This is a genomic window from Cytobacillus sp. C11.1 (genome assembly GCF_058145115.1).
The window spans coordinates 3,053,975-3,072,015 of the sequence record NZ_CM176935.1 but is presented as its reverse complement, the minus strand read 5'-3'; the positions used below and the strand labels follow the sequence as shown (position 1 = coordinate 3,072,015).

Sequence of the window (18,041 nt, the reverse complement as noted above, 5' to 3'; positions counted from 1 at the left end):
AAAAAGAAGTGAAAAATATAGATAAGCATGGGTGAATTATTTAGACTCTGGCATAATCCAAATGATCTCACTTATACGAACAAAGAATGTAGAATCATGTTCCTGAACCACAACATGGTCGGGTTTTGCATCAGCAATCGTTCCGCTTACTGGACCGCGTGATGTATCAATAACCACTCTCTTTCCAATCAGGCTATGAAGTGCTGCATACACAAAAGGCTCCACGACTACAACTTGCATCGGTCCATTGGGTGAACCCTGTTGATTCATTCCATTACGATACATGTTATTCCGCTCCCTCCAACTTGCATCTATTTTCCCTTGCTCATATTATGTACGCCTAACTTGGTTCGTTCCCACCTGCCATAATATATGGATGGTTTCAAGGAGCAATCGAATCTGGAATTCGTCCCGCCTCTGAAGTGAATAACTTAAAGCGATAATTTTCCAGTTTCCCGTTCAATCGTGATAAAATACTTGATAGATATAATCTAGTAAAGGGCTGAATAACAATAAATCTATCAGATAAAGTAAAAAAGCTGCCCTTATCACCGGGCGTTTATCTTATGAAAGATTCCTTTGACCAAATTATCTATGTAGGCAAGGCGAAAAACTTAAAGAATCGGGTTCAAACCTATTTCCGGCATTCAAGTAATCATTCCCCTAAAGTAAAAAAACTCATCCGTCATTTAAAGGACTTTGAATATATCCTGACAGATACCGAATTTGAAGCATTCATGCTGGAATGTCAATTCATTAAGGAATGGCAGCCGATGTATAATCGGATGATGAAAAGCCCGCAGTCCTTTGTCTATATAGGAATTGCGGTCAACACCGATTATCACCAAATCGAAATAACCTATAACCCTGCTGCAAGTGACGGCAAACTATATTTTGGACCCTTTACAAGCAAAAATAATGCGGCAAAAGCCATCCAAGGGATAAAGGACTGCTATAAATTAAATTGCAGCAACCCTAACAATTCGAACACAGCTTGCTTAAATGTCTCGTTAGGATTGTGTAATGGTCTATGTATTGGAGGTGCTGCGATCCAGCAGTACAATGAAGTCCTGGACAAGTTAATTGCATTTCTTAATGGCCAAGACATGAGGCTAGTCGAGGAAATGGAAGAAATGATGACTACCGCTGCTGAGAAATGTGATTTTGAAGCTGCCTCAAAATATAGGGATTCTATACAGGCGGTTAATGCCTTGTTAAAAAAAGAAAAAATGATCGAGTTCACAGAAAAAAACCATCAAATCGCCATCATCGAAAAAATAAATGATAGCTTCATTAAATTTTTCCTTATTAAAAGGACAAAGGTCCTTTTTAGCCAAAAGTATTCTATAGAAAACAATCTTGAACAGCTGGGTGAAAACATAAAAACAAATATCTTAGCCTATTTAAAAAACCATGATCATACACCTATCGATGTAGGCAGGCATGAAATCGATGAAGCGCAGATCATTTATAGTTACCTAAATAGCAAAAATTGCTCTTACGTAATCATTCAGGAAGATTGGCTGGAACCAAAAAATCATTCCAACATTGATTTTGCTCTTAACCAATTACTTAATAATGCCCAACTTAAGCAGCCGGGATCAGAAACCTTTATTTGAATCAATGAATAAATAAACCATCTATATTTTTTGTATATAGATGGTTTATTATATCCTCAGTAATTCAGTACCTAATGGGGGACTGGCCCCCATAATCTTCTCTTAAAATTTCCAAGGGGGAGTTCTGGCTTTTCCTGTTTTAACCTTTCCTTCTCTTTCAAAGTCCACATAATGGATGATCTCAGAGAGAATCTTACATCCATCTGCCTTTTCAAACTCTACTCTCGCTTCATCCTTGTTATCATACTCAAACATTTTAATGCTGTCTTGTAAAAAAAGGGTTAAAATCCACACATCAATTCCCTCCCTGGATAGTAAGAGTAGCCCATCTATCTTTCTGAACGAACAAAACTCAAATGGATTCGATGTTTGTATGTATGATCTGGCTGTATGTATCAATTCTCTTTTGATTCTTTGTTTCTGGGAACCTCCTTCTGCAATAATTCTCAATCTACAACTTTGCCCTTTTCAAACCACAATTGAACCTATTCTAGAAACAGTTTAAAAGCAATTGAAATCAGCCAGCCAAGAGCAACTGAGACGGATAGATAGGTCCCAATATAAAGGAAAAGCTCCATCCACGTTTCCTCCTTGTATCGTTTTGACATAAATACTTTAAATCAATGCAAAATAGCTATCTCACAAGTTGGTTATGAATCTTGCTGCTCCCAATTGATTAACCCTAAGGCAATTAGTGACCGCTGCTGGTTTGTCTTTAGTGATTTCCCCCCCTCTCCCTCCTAAAACAATGTCATTATAACAAGTCATTCTTAAAAATATGTCGAACCATCGGAAGTACACCTAATTGTAAATAGACTGTTAACTCCCCTTAATAAATCGCTGTAAAAACTAATATTTGTCTTATAGAAGAAATTTTGCTGCTCCTGAGTTTCCATGAATTGCAAAAATACATACTAGAATCCTTTGTAAAATTATTTTAAGAATAGCTCTGTAAAAGTTTATTGTTGTTTTTTAGCACCCTGTTGATTGGAGCGGAAGGCACGAGCTCCGCGAAAATGCATTCGCATTTCCTTCGTGCGGTGCTTAATCAAGGAAGCTTATTCAAAGTCCTGCGGGGGTGCGGATCAAAGGAAGACCCCGCAGGAGCAAAGCGACGAGGAGGCTTCCGGACCGCCCGCGGAAAGGGAGTGCCTGCAGCGGAAATCATCAGGTCAATTTAGCAGAGCCTTAAGAATACTAACTTTTGAATTTTCTGTTAATATTAACGAATTTATGCAAATGGAAACGAATTTTATTGTACAATCATATAAGAGACATCTTACTCATGATTTAACAGCTGCAAAAGCAAGCACAGATTAAACTTTCCAGGGGCAGATGTTTCTTTTCTTAAAAATTTAAATACTGGAGGTTATGTATGTATCAGATTAAAGGAAAAGAAAAAATATTTATTTATACTGGCCCTGATGGTTCAGGGAGAAAAACCATTGCTAAAATGGTCGCTACCGCCTTTGATATGCAAACCGTTCTTTCCTACACCACCCGCTCCCCCCGGCATTATGAAAAAGATGGTGAAGACTATCATTTTGTCACTGTAGAAACCTTCAAACTTATGCAAGAACAGCAGGAATTTCTCGAGAGTGTTGAAATCGATGGGTATTATTATGGAATTCGCGAAGAAGATATCGTCAAGGCATTTCAAAAGCATAACCTCATTTATTTGACTTTGAACCCTGAAGGTGCAGAGAAGTTAATAACGATTTATGGTGAGCGAGTCATGAGCTTCTTCATTTTTGCGGATCGTGATACCGTCATTGAGCGTCAAAAAGAGCGTCAGGATCCTGAAGAAGATATCAAACGGCACATGGCCCATTACGACGAAACCATGGGCTATAAAAAGAACTACAAACATGCATTTGAAAATTATGATTCGCCGCAAGTCGCTTTTCAAATTAGTGAATTAATCGAAGCATTTTTAGACAGAGGCGTCATTGTTACGGACTACTAAAGTAATAGGCTGATAAAAGGCTGGATGAATAGATTCTAAGCCGTTCTTTTAAGCCATATTACATTGAACATGTCAAAGTGAATGATACCCATTGAACCTGGGAGAGAATAAAAATTACTGTTATTGTGAAAAAGCACCTTTTGGAGTACCCGCACAGGAAATGCATATCTAAAAATAAGAAAAGCAGTGGATTTCCCAATGAAATCACACTGCTTTTATCGTTTCCATCATCTGACTGGTTAAAAAATTTCATCATTAACCGTTTTTTATCGCTTAAAGTTGGATTCAAAATAAGTTTTTGGCAAGTCATTGACTTCATATGCAGCACGTATGCCAGACTCGATGGCTCCCTGGATCCAGGCATGATTCGTTGACGCATGTTCGCCTGCGAAATGAACCCTGCCTTCGGGTGTGGATATATAGGGGGACAGCTCTTTCACCTGTTCGGGTTTAAACATTGTGAAAGCTCCAGCAGAATAAGGATATCGAATCCAGCTGTGGCTCGTTCCTCCTTGAAATTCACTAAATACCTGTTTACCGTGGATCTCAGCTAAATTTTTTAATACATATTCCAGGCGATTATCTTCTTCCAGACTATCCCACGGTATCGCATCATCTTCCCATGTGTAACTCCCCAAAATGATACCCGATCCTTGTGTTCCGAGACCATGACTTGGGTACTGAACATATTTAATAGGAAGGTCTGTAATGGTTTGCCCGCCATACAATCCTTGCCTTTCCCAAAACCTGTTTTTAAACTGGATGCCTGTCTTCGTGGATCCTGCATATTTAAGCTCGCGAATGGCCTTCCATTTGTTTTCAGAAAATGAATGGCGAGGCTCAATTTCTACAAATTGCAGGACAGTAAAAGGAATCGTAACAATCGCAAGATCTCCAGTAATTTGAAATGGTTCTAAGATTTTATGGACTGAAGAAATGGTTACTTGGTTATCGTGCTGTTTAATTTTTTTAACATATTGTCCATATTGAATATTATCTTTCAATTGATTGGTAAATGCTTTAGGAAGCTGGTCGTTGCCACCCTTGATTTCATAAAACTTGATATCAGGGGTGAATAGGATTAACAGTTCACGCAGCAGTTCCAAAAAGGAAAGCTCCATAAGCCCTTCCAGTGTAAGCATTACTTTTATCATTTCGATGGCACCGGGGGATAATGTCACACCGTATGGATTGTATCTCAAATAAGTATCCAGCGAGTATTTATCTAATTCCTTTATGGCCCAGAGCCAATTCCTTTTGGGGTTTTGTTCGATAAAATCGGTTATCGGTTTTATCGCTGCTTGAAGCAACTCGCTTGCTGTTTTGCCTTTTTCATGCGGGTAAACGGGAAAGCGCAGCATGTCTGGATTCTGTTCATACGCCCATAACCGAGTTTTTATTCCTTTTACATAGATCATATCATTAGGAGTCGAATTGATAAATTCATTAACTGGGAGCTGGAATTTCTTTATATATTCCATCGTCAGCAAATGAGTATGTGGAATTCGCATCGCACCAGCTTCAAGATATTGCTCATCCCTGAAATCTCCCCTTAATGTATAAATCCGTCCTCCCACCCTATCTGTTGCTTCTAGAACCGTAACATGGTGGCCAGCCTGCTTTAACAAAGATGCTGAGACCAGTCCAGCCATACCTGCACCAACAATGATAATCTTTTTGGGTATTTTCGTTTTTCCAAGTCCATTTCTTATGATTGAAATCATTTGATCCGAGGATAACCTAGGAAATACGTAATCTAGCATGCTTTTCCCCCTCTGTAATGCTGAAGACCAGAAACTGATAAAAATAGGTCTACAGCCATTTTATTCAGCAGGAAAAGCGAATTATGTGTAAAATCGCATGATATCTAACATATTGGGATATGTAATACATATTAATTTATCTAACTACTTCAATTACTTAACACACACCCTTTATGTATTTGGCATTTAAAAAAAGCTGTTTATGGCAATATGTTTTATGAATGTAAAAAAGCCTAAAGATGCAAGCAGTGAATAAAAACTTGCATATTTTCGGCTCTTTTATTTTTATTCGTTCTTTTGTTTAAGCACCTGCTCGTTGAAGTGTGTTTCATCACAATTAACACCATTAAATGGATGAAATGTATGATGCAAAACAATAATTTTTATTTAGGTATACAAAACAATACAAATTATTTGTTCCAATATGCTTTCGCTTCTTTCTCAAGAACTTTTAATCTTTTATAATAATCAGGAAACTCGCTAAGATGAGCCAATGCAATTTTCCCCGTAATTAGGGGATCATCCCCAGTAACATTCGTTTGGCTGGATTGTTTCCCGTGTTCAAGCTCAGTATTTACCCCCATCCAAAACTCATCTAAATCAAACTTACTTTTGGTAAAGTCAATACCTAAAAGTAAAGCTATTGCTGCTGCTTCCTCTCTTGAAAAGCTAGTTCTGTCCCTATTTAAACGATTCGATGCAATATTATTAGCAGTAATCCTAGTTAGATTATTGTTAAGTAAATTTCTATTTGATAAATGAGTAAAATTCGTACAATCGTTAGAATAATTAGGATACTGATTCATATACGGAAACTGACTATGGTAGTACATATAATTCACTCCTAAAACCTAAAACAGTAATTAACAATAACATATGCTCATTACTGTTTTAGGAGCGTGTATTCCAGGAAATTAAACAAGCAAAAAATTCACAAAATTTTATTTAAATAATTATGGATAACCCTCAAAGGAAGGTAATCCTCTTCATATGGATTTCACTTGAAAATTCCCTTAAGGCTCACAAAGAAAACTATTTTTTCAAACATCATTTCGAGCTAGGCCTCTTTCGAATGCATCCAAATGGTTCAATGATGCATTTCTTAACTGTGTAAATACTGTTCTGACATCTGTTGGAAGATTTAAAGAAAGAAATTTATTATACATATTTATATTCTCTATCTCGCCTTGAACTCCAAAAGCAAAAGCGTTTTTTATAGTTTCAGGGGTAGTAACAAACATCCTTGAAATATCTTCTGGAACAGGTACTTGATATCGTTCAAAAAGAGGAAGTAACGCACTAATATGCCTTAATTCAGCTTCTTGGATTCGGGCAAACGCACGTATATAACCAAAGTTTAAAAGAATATTATTATACCTAGCCTGAGCAAGAAATTCGTCTTGTAAAGCATAAGTCAGCATCTGAGGTAAGGTTAATGTTGGGGCATTCAAAGCCCCTTTGGCTCCGTAGTCATTAGCATTTTGTCTTTCTAATGATTGTTGCAAATTATGATAAGTGGGTTGATTATGAGAGTAAAAATTTTTCGCATACATTGATTATATTTTCACCTCTTAAATTATTTTCCTGCTGCTGAGCAGTTGTTGTTGCTCATTGTGCTCCTAATTCCAAGTTATTCTTCTTATTAGAATATATAAAAGAAATTGAAATGTACCTTGGATACTCAAAGAGGTCATTTAAGATTAAAAAGTACATTCCTCTTCTACGTACATAAGATAATTTATTGATAATAAATAATATGAAGGGATTGAGGAAAATGTACTATATGCCCTATACGTATCAAAATCCTTATTATGCAAATACACCAGCACATACTTACGGAAATCCTACTGGTTATTGGGCTCATTATAATGATTTGGCATTCAGTTCTTACCGGTCATTTTATGGTGATAGCAGAAACGTATTAAAAGATTATGGATCAAACCCATTTGTTATAAATATCAATGAGGCAGCCAAACAAAACAGCACGTATCGTACTGCACTATGGACAGGAAATCATTTGCAGGTCACTTTAATGAGTCTTAATGCTGGTGAAGATATCGGATTGGAAATCCACCCTGATGTGGATCAATTCTTACGTATTGAACAAGGTCAGGGGATCGTGCAAATGGGCAAAAGTAAAGATAATTTAAGTTTCCAATGGAGAATCTTTGATGACTCTGCTATTATGATACCGGCTGGAATGTGGCACAATGTCACAAACACAGGAAATGTTCCGTTAAAACTATACTCCATATATGCCCCGCCAAACCATCCATTTGGTACCGTTCATAAAACAAAGGCAGATGCAATGGCAATGGAAGAAGGTTTGGCTAATGGGAATGGGAAAACAGTAGCTTTCGGAAAGACTCCAGATGAATGGGTAAGACATACGGAGTTTTTGGTAAAAGAAGGCTTGGAGGACGTTAAAAGAGGAATTAATATGACACACATTCTTCAAGAATTTATTCTAATGGGCGTTCTTGTAGGGAAGGGATATTCTCCTGAAAAAGCATATGAAACAGTAGAAGAATGGGAACGTACAGGAGAATCCAAACTTCTTCTGGAAAGCAAAAATATGTAGAGCAGCCGTGATTAAACAATAAGATGCTTTTGTTAAAAAAGACTATAATATTTCCTGCTGCATTAAAAACTCGCGGATCACGGTAACGTGTTCAGATATCTGTCACTTTTTATAAAAATACGTTTATAAATCTCCTAATATTTGTTATACACTTTGTCCTGCAAAATGCAGGGCTTTTTGTTATGTAAGAATATTACAAAGGGCACAATGCATTTTATGGCCAAGGTACATTATAAAACTGAATGTCGATTTCACTGTGTTTGAAAAATAACAGGAAAAATTCCGTTTAAATTGGGAAATACCCATATTTCCTTAAGAATAAGCGGAGTTTTTCCGCTTATATGAACCAAATTTTTGAAGTTTGGCTTATTTAGAGCAGTTAACCGGAATTCCTCCGCTTATCTCTGCTTCTTAAGCTTCCTCTATATACATTAGCGGGAATTCTCCGCCTATTAATTCTCATACCTATACGAAAATCATCAATGAATATTAACAGAGCCAAAGCCAAAGAAAAACGTGGTATTGTAAATAAAAAACACAGCATTTTGCAGTCCAATTTGCGAGGTAACAGCAATCTCTGTAACCTTACATTTTGATATACAAATTGGACTGCAAATTCACTCCTATTTTTATAATTATTCGCGTTATATCAATAAAAAATGACCATCAAATTTACTTACAAATTGATGGTCATTTTAATATACATTTTGGATTTTTGTAACAGGAAACAGAACCCGTTAGGATCTCGGCGAGTTTTTTTGTATTATTTTTGCGACATTTTAATTGTCAATTCTTGTGTCAATTTAGCTTTAAATTATAAAAATGCACCTCAAATGGAAACCTTTATGGTTAATGCAGCACTTTTCCATGTTCAACTACGTTAAACATTACATAAATAACTATTGTTTATTCTTATCCAAATAAAAAAGAGCGGCATGGAAACTATATAATCCTTTCCATGCCAGTCTCTTATTCTCTCTCCCTATTCATCCATCCATGAAATGCATAAACCAGTCCAATAAATACGCAATAGCCCACAAACGTATTCAAGTGGTTCCAGTCATCCGCATGAACGAACAGTCCCAGATCCTCTGCCGCCTTTTCCATAACCGCCATCGCCAAACTGATGAACAATACCAATAGAACCCTTAACCAGCTTCTACACCTTTGCATGATTTTCAAAAGAACAAGCATGGTGATGGGAAGGACAAGAAGTGTGAATCCTATATTAATGGTAAAAATCCATGGCCAGGGGCGAATCGGAAAGCTGTAAAGCTCCTTTCCGACATAATAGAGATCTAAATAAGTCCCCAATAAGGAAGCCAGCAGCATGGCGGGTATATAGCTTTTAATGCCAATTTGTGACGGCTTTTTTTGCAAGGGCTGCGAGCTCGAGTCTTTCAAGTGTTTTGCAGTATGCATCCTGAATCTCCCCATTAATGTTATCTTCTAGTTCATTAAAATAATCCAGTACAATGCCGTGATCAAACCAATCCCCTTTTTCCACTTCTGCATGTCTTACATTTTCCCATGCGTTTTCAAGGGTTGGGCTATAGATTCTTCTCCCTCCTGGCCGCAGTTTGCACGATTTTAATTGAAATTGATATTTTTCACCTGGAAGCCCTTCGTGGATCGCATTAAAAATGTTTGGCCAATAATCCTTCCTTGAGCCCGTATGGGGGTGGCGGTTCGCCCACTGTTCCGTGTGTGCCAGCACATCCTTATTCATGAAAAGAACAGCATACAGCCTCTTCCCTAATAAAATTCGTTCATTTAAAGACTCAAAATGATATAACGTCTGTCCCCTCAAATGAGTCGCTCCGCTCTTTTTGTATGGGAAAAGGATGTGATTGAGTGATAGCAATTCCTGAAGCTTAAATTCAAGCTTATGAAATACCTCATCTTTATAACTATGATTTTGAATCACCCTTTTTTCCAGATAGCTTTGTTCATTAATAATCAGGGCTATCGTGAGAAAAGTTGGCTGCGGGTTTCTCCAGAAGCAATTCCAGTTCGCTTCCATAAAGACGGAGATATTTAAGAAAGGAAATAGGAAAAATAACGGTCTGTTTCTTTTCAGGCTTTCACGGTAAATCAAAAATTGCGGATAGGCATCCTGAAAGATGAGCCAATTCCCTCTTTCCAAAAACGAAAAAAAGGATTGCTTCTCTTTGTCCGATAATAATCTGGAAAGCAGCTCACCCTTAAGATCGGTCATGTTCCAGCCGCCATTCCGGGAAACCATATGCCCGAGAAACGCCCAGTGAACCTCCGGATACTGCCGGTAGAAATTTAGATAAGCTTTTGTTCTGGTCACATTATTTTTATTCCATTCCTGGGTTTCAAGTTTAATTTGCTGCAGGATCTTCTTTTCTTCTTCTGATAGATTTACAGCTTTCTGGACTTTTTTCCTTTTCTTTAATTCTTCTTTTATTGCTTCCATCGGGGATATTTCTTGTTTTTTTCGAAAAAAGATTGGGATCCCCTCCTCCATGAATTCTCCTCCGGCCATATGAATATGTATCAGTATGATGAATTTAGCGGGAGAGGAATGTGCATATCATGACCAACACCATTCACGGCATACACTGGTTAATCAATAAGCTAAAAAATGATCAGTCCCAGAATGGATCATGGAAATATCCATTTGAAACAGGCATTACAACAGATGCTTATATGATCATTTTATTAAGGACATTGGAAATACATGATGAAAAATTAATCAGGGGGCTGGTTACTCGAATTTTGAGCAAGCAGAATCTAAATGGCGCCTGGAAGCTTTTTTACGATGAAAGGGATGGAAATGCCACTGCCACGCTGGAGGCTTATTACGCGCTTTTATATTCCGGCTATGTTCAGAAGGAAGACCCGAGGATGATTGCTGCCAAGCGGTTTATCCTGGAGAATGGCGGGATGGAAAATGTGAATCTTTTTACGAAAATCATGCTTTCTTCCACCGGACAATACGAATGGCCCTCATCCTTTCCAATCCCTGTCGAGGTTATGCTTTTGCCTCTTTCTTTTCCCTTTAACTTCTACCAGTTTTCTGTGTATGGTCGAGTGAATCTTGCGCCAATTCTGATTCTGGCAGAAAATAAATTTAGTTTAATAACGAAAAATAGCACCGACCTTTCCGATTTAAGATTAACAAGAGCTGGAAAACAAGATTGGGAAATTCAAGAAGAATGGCGGTCTTTATTATCCTCTATCAAAGAAGGAATTGAAGAATTATTGGGCTTGCCCGAGCAGCTACACTCAATGGCGATGGACCGGGCAAAAAAATATATGCTGGAGCGCATTGAACCGGATGGAACGTTTTATAGTTATTTCAGTTCAACCTTTTTAATGATTTTTGCTTTATTATCACTTGGTTACTCAAAGAATGACCCGATTATAAAAAATGCCGTGAAAGGGCTGAAATCGCTTCAGACAGATATAGGCGGCCTCCCGCATATGCAATATGCAGATGCCAGTCTATGGAACACGTCCCTTATTAACTCCACCCTCCAAATGGCCGGTGTCCCCCCTGAAGACCCCGTTGTTCAAAAGGCAAACACCTATTTGCTGAAGCGTCAGCATGATCAGGCTGGGGATTGGGTCATTCATAATCCGGGTACCCTGCCGGGCGGATGGGGATTTTCTGACGTCAATACAGTCAACCCTGATGTGGATGACACGACCGCTTCCCTGCGATCGATTGCCAGAAGCGTTAAGGGCAGTCCAAGTTATCAGCAAGCTTGGGACCGGGGCATAAGCTGGCTTTTGTCGATGCAGAATGACGACGGCGGCTGGCCTTCTTTTGAAAGGAATACCGAGAATCCATGGCTCGATTTTCTTCCGATTGAAAAGGGGGAATATATTTTTGGTGACCCGACCTCCGCGGATTTAACAGGAAGGACATTAGAGTTTTTGGGAAACTATACAGATCTTCCAAAGGATAATCCTGCTTTTAAGAAGGCGATTAACTGGCTCTTGAAAAATCAGGAACACAATGGTTCGTGGTATGGCAGATGGGGAGTTTGCTATATATATGGCGCATGGGCAGCTGTCACTGGGCTTATTGCCTCTGGCCTGCCAGCAGAACACCCTTCCATCCAGAAGTCAGCTGACTGGCTAAAGAGCATTCAAAACCAGGATGGCGGCTGGGGGGAATCCTGTCTGAGTGACAGCCAAAAGTCTTACGTACCCTTGAATGCGAGCACCATTACAGACACATCATGGGCAGTGAATGCCTTAATAGCTGCTGAAGATAGGCCGTCACCTTCAATCCAAAAAGGGATTAATTATCTTCTGTACTCAATCGAAAAACAGGATTGGACCACTGCCTACCCGAAAGGGCAAGCCATGGCAGGAAGCTTCTACATCCATTATCACAGCTACCGGTACATCTTTCCCCTGATGGCTTTGTCCCATTATCATCAAAAATTCGGGTAATGATACACGTCGGAGGGTGAGTTGGCCCATCCATATTTTAAGTATCCAAGCATAACAAAAGGCGCCTCCCTAATGGCCTGTGGCCAATACAGATGGCGCCTTCCTGTGAAAGGCAGTTTAGTAATTTGATAGAGGTATCTCAAATTCACATCCAACAGCACCTTCGTCTTGCCTAGCTAATTAAATTCCCCCTCAACCATGGACGGGCCCGGTAGAAGCCAATCGGGATTTGGATTAGGCTTGTTTTTCCCTGTGAATCCATCCTGTAAATTTCATCACACATTTTCGCATCAAATCCGAGAAGTGGATGCCCGCCCATCCCGAGGGCTGTCGCCGCTAAAAGCAGTCGCTGCACAAGCATGCCGGCTTCCATTTGCTGAATCCGATAGCCTCTATAGCCAAGTGCCGTTTTATAGAAATCTTTATCGCCTGCTACATGAAAGCAGAGAGGGACTTGGAACAAATTCACATTACCTGCAGGCATTCCGGATTGCAGCACAAGCCGATGATCTCCGGGATTTAGCTCCCGCAGCGAATGAGTATCGCTGTCATAATGATAAGCTCCATTCGGAATGCCTTCCACATTATTCAAACAGGCATAAAGCGCGACACGTGACTTGCGCTTATCAAATGCCCCATCTAAATCGTTTCGGTACGAGCACGAAGCAGTTGCCTCCTGCAGCAGTGCTGCCAGCTGCTGCCCGCTAACTTTTCCTGAAACGAAATCCATGTCCGGTGAATACCGATTTCTGCAGACTGACGCCAGATCATACGATATTCTTTTTACATGAGGAAGAGCCACCGCCCGACCTTCACAATGGCTCTCATCCGGTGTGATTTGGTGAAACGATTGAGTTGATTCCAGCATGGATGCTTGGTTTATGCTGGTTAACAAGGGAAATTCTTTCACTCTATGTGACCTGACGCAGTAATGATTCTGAATCGAGGTCACTTCCTGGCACAAATCGGTGGCAGAGACCATCCCGTCTATGCTGCTTCTGTTCGTAAACCAGCTGGTCGGTTCAACGGACAGCTGGATAACAGCATATACGCTCTCCTCCTGTTCAGGCAGTCCAAGGAGATGGTTGACGGCACGATCAAGAAATTGGAAGTTCACCCCCGCTGCAAAACCAAACCTCTTCGAAACCTCCAGCAATTGTCCAATCACCACACCTGCATCCAAGCCTTGCAGACGGTAAGCAAAGTTATTGTATTTGAAGAAATTTTTCCAAAACATGGTCGACAAAAACACAGTACCAAAACAAGAGGACACATCACAGCGATTGCCAAGTGCCCGGGCTACATATGAATCAAAATTGCCTTCACGCAGCAAGACCAGGCGATGGTGCAGCACATCATAATGGTACACCCCTTCAGGCAAATCCTCCATTTTCAGATACATGTATAATTCGTTGGGGTATAAACCTCCGCCAGAAGGAACAGACCTCCGAAACGACTGCATAATATTATCCCCTTGTTCATAGGAACCAAATGGAGTGACAGACTGGGAAAATTGATTAAGGCCGAATACATACCAGAGAAAATGACCGATTCTCCGTAGGTCAGGCTTTGCCGGTGCCTCCCATTCTTCAAGAGAAAGGGGAACTTCCAGCGAAAGGGGAATAACCGGCAAACCGCGGTATACCTTATAGGCAAGCGGTGCATCTTCCCAATCCACTTCCCAATCTGTTGGGCTTATCTGATCAATATCAAAATGCAAATTGTGCAGGAATGTCTCTAGATTCATCCTTTTACCTCCCAGTCAGCGCTTATGGAAACGGGTGCGGATGTGGATTAAGCTGCTCAAATGTAAGCGGTTCTTTTGCATACCCGAGTTCCATCGGGACCCTTAACACCCTCTTAAGCCCTGAAACGCGTGTTAGGTGATGTCCGAATGTCATAGGCAGCATCCCTGGGATCAGCACTTTGACACAATGTAATCCGTTCCGTTTAACTTCCGGTGTGGTCTGATCCACCACAATGACATCAAGGTTCACTCCGTGTAACACTTGAAGAATGTCCTGCAGGTCATCCGTCAGGTCTGCATGTCTCCCCTCCCACTTGAATTCCTCGGAAAACGTACGGAGCGGCCGGTTTTCATCCAGCAGGAACTTTAGGCGCTCTTCCGCTTGCGGTAAACCGTACAGCATCCCATGATCATCCATTTTCCCCACGAGGGATGAATCTTGCAGCATTCGCAAAAATTCCTCCTGGTTCTCTTCAAATTTATTGTCAAGTGTCATCATCATCCCAGCTAACTCGTGAACCGCGCTTTTTACCGCCCGTACGGGGTCGGGATGGGCTCCTGCCGCACAAATGATATTTAATCCCTTTTGCTTCCTGTTTTTCGCCATCGCCCAAATACTTGGAATGCCGTGCTCCATTGTCGCGTTATAGATATACAGATCATATCCCGCTACCGTCCTCACCCGATCAATCATTAACTTCAATTCCTGATCATTTGAGGAATACGGATCAAGACGCGGAAGGGCTAGCTTGCCGTACCAAGTCATCAGGAACGAATCACGCTCCACCACTTCTAAAATACCGTAGAAAATAGCCTCCTCCAGGCTCCCGCCAAGTGCACATCCGTTGGACGTTTCATAGACAAATCCCTGCCCGCAGCCCAAGCTGTAATAAGCAAGCAGCTCAGGAACCAGAATGGGACGCTCCTGCAAAAACGAATAGCCCCACACCCACTTCATTGGAGTATCAGGATCAAACTTTTTAAATGGAAAATCTGGCCGTGCATACTGTCCATCCGCATGCACACCTACTTTAACAGGATTAAGGGCCTGATCTTCCAGGTTGCGGAAACTGTCAAAGATTACTGTCCGTTTTCCACGGGGTGCCATACCGCAGGACCGCTCTAGCCCCTCCAAAATGGCAGTCAGCTCGCTTACTTTATATGAATGCGTACGGCCTGCTACGCCTTCGTCCCCTGAAAATAACGGCAGGTTTACCACTACATCAGCAAACGGAGGTGTGAAATCATACATTTTACCATTCATTAATCCAGTCTTGGAATCCAGATAATTTTTGACGAGCGTTTTATTTAAATCATCCAATGAACGGCAGCGGTAACTGTCTGCGCTTATTTTTGGACTTGGCTGCATGGAGATTCGGGCAGCTGCATGCGAGTCTTCAGGCAAGGAACTGCAGACCAGACACAATGAATCTGGTAATATGAAATGGCTAGAGGTTTTAAGTGTTTTCAGGCTGATCAAAAACAGGTGGCCATCCAAGTCGGCCAAGCTGCCCTCAAGCACCCTTTGCACCTCCGACACGACCAGGTAAGCCATTTGTAAAAGTCCTGTTCGCGATGCCCATGCGTCACGCATTAATCCGTTGTTCCCTTCCAGCACCTGATGCAGTGCCCACATCTCTTCGCGGTCACGCCCAGCAAAGAGTTTTCGCGTGTCCGCACACTGAGAACATCCCGGCGTTCCCGGGTGAACCAGCGGACCAACCACACCCTCTCCAAATGAAACAAAGCCCCGCAGCCAAGGAATACCGGATGACCGTGACACCTCTTCAGCCTTTTTATGAATGGCAGGAATCCAGGCATCGTTCAGCACCAAAATCAAATCGGTTCCTTCCGGCAGTTCTGGCTCGAAGTTTATATGACGAACTATCTTATATGTGGCGGGCAGTTCTTTGCATACGCTGTCCGCCAGCAGTCCTTCTCCGACAACTACTACGACAGCACTCACTGAGATTCCTCCTCTCGCAGCAGCACCCCAAACACCCCTGCCAGATGCTCTTTCAAAAAGGGTTCAACCGAAAATTCACAGACAAGGAGCTGCTTGCTGTTCCGTTCCAGCACCTGTCTGGCAGACAGCAAAACCTGGGATTGTGCCTTCTCTTCACAAGAAGGAATGACAAGGCTTAGCGGATCCTCTTCTTTGAGAAGCACAGATGATGCCTCCAGGGCTGTTGGCTTATGTCTACTCGTTTGGTTTTGCGCCTGTATGAGGGCATATTGTAACGCTTTCCGGAGCGCTATTGTTCTATTAAAGCCTGCACTGCCAAACCAGCGATCCTTCGTGCCGACCCAGATCACAGGGAAACCGCACACTTCCTCACCCATGCAGATTGTCGGTGCTCCCTGTATCGTTGTCAATGCCTCCAAATAAAACCTGCAGCGTTCATCGTCTACTGCACTCAAATGCAGCGGAGCAGCAGCATTCTGATCCGCTTGACGCTTAGCCAGTTCCTCGTCCAAACACTTATCCAGCCCGCGGAAAACACCCTCTGCAAATGTTTCCCCTGCTCCCACACCAACAAAGTCCTGAGAATTTCCTATATCCCCATCTATTTCGCGATGTGGAAGCAGAGCCGCAGCGAGCTGACCAGCCATCCGTGACACATACGCTTCTATCCCGGTCAGACCTGCTTCCCGGCGTGCCTCCTCATGACTCAAATCTGTACAGACAATGTTTGGCAGCAGCTCAGCCGGACCCTTGGACAACGGGTCGACTGCCTTAACCTCGCACTGTGCTAATGGAAGCTGCTTTAAATCTCCCTCCTCCCATTTATGAAAAATCCCTGATTCTTTGGATGTCAATTGGCTGAAGAAAAGAAACAAGCTGTTAGGCTCACTTCTGCTCGAACTCTGTTCGATCCTCCTATCAATATCTTGGATCCATTCCACAGCTGTATTTCCGGTCAATGTCGGATGAGGCAGAAATGAATGCCAATTTCCTTCCAGCGTCTCCAGATTAAGCAGGAAGAACTGATTTCTCTGTTCTGCATTGATCAATCCTGTAACCTCTTTAAACAGTTCAAACACGATTAAATTAGCCAGCATGGCTCCTGCTGTGGAGGAGATGGTGTGCAATTGCTTGTCTTCGCAAAACGCAGATTGATGTATGCGGTGCCATGCAGACTCCCAGCACCCTTCTGAATCCGGATGAACCAGTGGACCTGCCAGACCAGCCTGTTTGTGGAATATAGCAGGAAGGAACAACTTCTTCTCTGCCCTGCATGCGGCATGTATAACCCGCAGTTCCTCTACATCGCCAGCATCCGACACATATAAAATGGAATCATACGGCTGAACCAGTTCCTCCCAGGAATAATCTTCTTCATTCTGATGTGTTACCTCCTCTACTGAGACCTCAGGGTCTGTTTGACGGGCATGTGCGATAATATCCTTCAGCCTCTGTCTATTAGTAGATTCCGGGTCCGTAATAAGCATATGGACCTTAGGTAATCCGGACTCAATCAGCGAAGAAACCAGGGAAACAAAAAAAGGGCCTGATCCTGCTGCCAGCACTTTTGCCCGACGATAGGCCTGAAACCGGTAAGCACCCGAATCCCCGAAACTTTCCAGGAATTCAATTTGAGAAGCAAAATTTTCAAGAACACGATCTTGTAATTCATGAGGGTGGTCTTGGCTTACATCCCGAGCAAAGCCATTTCGATAAAGCACTTCTGCAATTTCAAACACCCGATCCCTATGTGGACCCGGCAAACCGGCTGTCAAATCCCCCAATGAAAATTCACCATTAAACATTGGTATCAGCTTTTGAACCCACTGATCGATCATATTGCCTTCCATGCGGAAGGAGCTTAAATTGTTCCGAAAATACACACCCTTGGTTGGATCAGGGAGAAAAAACGTGTCCCTTTTCACCTTCAGCCGCATAGAAGGGGTCAAATTTTTCATTTCGCTC

The 18,041-nt window shown here is 41.6% G+C and carries 13 protein-coding genes and 1 pseudogene; 4 read left to right on the top strand and 10 right to left on the bottom strand.

Annotated elements, in window-relative coordinates; translation table 11 throughout:
* Positions 1-36: 36 nt before the first annotated feature.
* Positions 37-285 carry a YuzF family protein gene (locus tag AC3ZVC_RS15315; RefSeq protein WP_490064080.1) on the bottom strand — a complete coding sequence of 83 codons (249 nt, stop codon included), beginning with the start codon at positions 283-285 and terminating at the stop codon, positions 37-39.
* 221 nt (positions 286-506) lie between these two features.
* Between AC3ZVC_RS15315 and AC3ZVC_RS15310 the strand changes: the two genes are divergently transcribed.
* Positions 507-1,619 (top strand): GIY-YIG nuclease family protein, encoded by a 1,113-nt coding sequence (locus AC3ZVC_RS15310; RefSeq protein WP_490068939.1) that lies wholly within the window; start codon positions 507-509, stop codon positions 1,617-1,619.
* 102 nt (positions 1,620-1,721) lie between these two features.
* On the opposite strand, the gene AC3ZVC_RS15305 is transcribed toward AC3ZVC_RS15310, so the two are convergent.
* Positions 1,722-2,069: a hypothetical protein gene (locus AC3ZVC_RS15305; RefSeq protein WP_490064079.1), complete on the bottom strand. Its 348-nt coding sequence runs from the start codon at positions 2,067-2,069 to the stop codon at positions 1,722-1,724.
* 925 nt (positions 2,070-2,994) lie between these two features.
* Here AC3ZVC_RS15305 and AC3ZVC_RS15300 point away from each other — a divergent pair.
* Positions 2,995-3,585 carry a guanylate kinase gene (locus AC3ZVC_RS15300; RefSeq protein WP_490064078.1) on the top strand — a complete coding sequence of 197 codons (591 nt, stop codon included), beginning with the start codon at positions 2,995-2,997 and terminating at the stop codon, positions 3,583-3,585.
* Between the two features lie 266 nt (positions 3,586-3,851).
* Here AC3ZVC_RS15300 and AC3ZVC_RS15295 read toward each other — a convergent pair whose 3' ends face one another.
* The 3 genes and pseudogenes from AC3ZVC_RS15295 to AC3ZVC_RS15285 all read right to left on the bottom strand — a co-directional run.
* A complete protein-coding gene (locus tag AC3ZVC_RS15295) occupies positions 3,852-5,348 on the bottom strand; it encodes a flavin monoamine oxidase family protein (RefSeq protein WP_490064077.1) in 1,497 nt (498 codons plus the stop codon).
* Between the two features lie 410 nt (positions 5,349-5,758).
* Positions 5,759-6,181 (bottom strand): DUF5661 family protein, encoded by a 423-nt coding sequence (locus AC3ZVC_RS15290; RefSeq protein WP_490064076.1) that lies wholly within the window; start codon positions 6,179-6,181, stop codon positions 5,759-5,761.
* 207 nt (positions 6,182-6,388) lie between these two features.
* A pseudogene (locus AC3ZVC_RS15285) lies at positions 6,389-6,820 on the bottom strand (hypothetical protein); the annotation flags it as partial.
* A gap of 302 nt (positions 6,821-7,122) precedes the next feature.
* Between AC3ZVC_RS15285 and AC3ZVC_RS15280 the strand changes: the two are divergent.
* Entirely contained in the window at positions 7,123-7,929 is an 807-nt protein-coding gene (locus AC3ZVC_RS15280) for a cupin domain-containing protein (RefSeq protein ID WP_490064075.1), read from the top strand.
* Positions 7,930-8,898: 969 nt separating this feature from the next.
* Here AC3ZVC_RS15280 and AC3ZVC_RS15275 read toward each other — a convergent pair.
* Complete coding sequence (locus AC3ZVC_RS15275; protein ID WP_490064074.1) at positions 8,899-9,243, bottom strand: CBO0543 family protein; 345 nt, start codon at positions 9,241-9,243, stop codon at positions 8,899-8,901.
* Positions 9,244-9,277: 34 nt separating this feature from the next.
* The gene (locus tag AC3ZVC_RS15270) at positions 9,278-10,423 is read right to left on the bottom strand and encodes a DUF2515 family protein (protein ID WP_490064073.1); all 1,146 of its coding nucleotides are present in this window, start codon (positions 10,421-10,423) and stop codon (positions 9,278-9,280) included.
* Between the two features lie 68 nt (positions 10,424-10,491).
* On the opposite strand from AC3ZVC_RS15270, the gene AC3ZVC_RS15265 reads away from it, so the two are divergent.
* The gene (locus AC3ZVC_RS15265; RefSeq protein ID WP_490064072.1) at positions 10,492-12,363 is read left to right on the top strand and encodes a terpene cyclase/mutase family protein; all 1,872 of its coding nucleotides are present in this window, start codon (positions 10,492-10,494) and stop codon (positions 12,361-12,363) included.
* 172 nt (positions 12,364-12,535) lie between these two features.
* Here AC3ZVC_RS15265 and AC3ZVC_RS15260 read toward each other — a convergent pair whose 3' ends face one another.
* From AC3ZVC_RS15260 to AC3ZVC_RS15250, 3 genes are read right to left on the bottom strand one after another with little or no spacing between them, the layout of a single operon-like run.
* Positions 12,536-14,110, bottom strand: coding sequence for a SagB/ThcOx family dehydrogenase (locus AC3ZVC_RS15260; RefSeq protein WP_490064071.1), 1,575 nt, complete (start codon positions 14,108-14,110; stop codon positions 12,536-12,538).
* 22 nt (positions 14,111-14,132) lie between these two features.
* Positions 14,133-16,076 (bottom strand): TOMM precursor leader peptide-binding protein, encoded by a 1,944-nt coding sequence (locus AC3ZVC_RS15255; RefSeq protein ID WP_490064070.1) that lies wholly within the window; start codon positions 16,074-16,076, stop codon positions 14,133-14,135.
* On the bottom strand, positions 16,073-18,034 hold the full coding sequence (locus AC3ZVC_RS15250; RefSeq protein WP_490064069.1) for a putative thiazole-containing bacteriocin maturation protein: 1,962 nt from the start codon (positions 18,032-18,034) through the stop codon (positions 16,073-16,075). Before AC3ZVC_RS15250 ends, AC3ZVC_RS15255 begins: the two co-directional genes overlap by 4 nt.
* Positions 18,035-18,041: the final 7 nt, after the last annotated feature.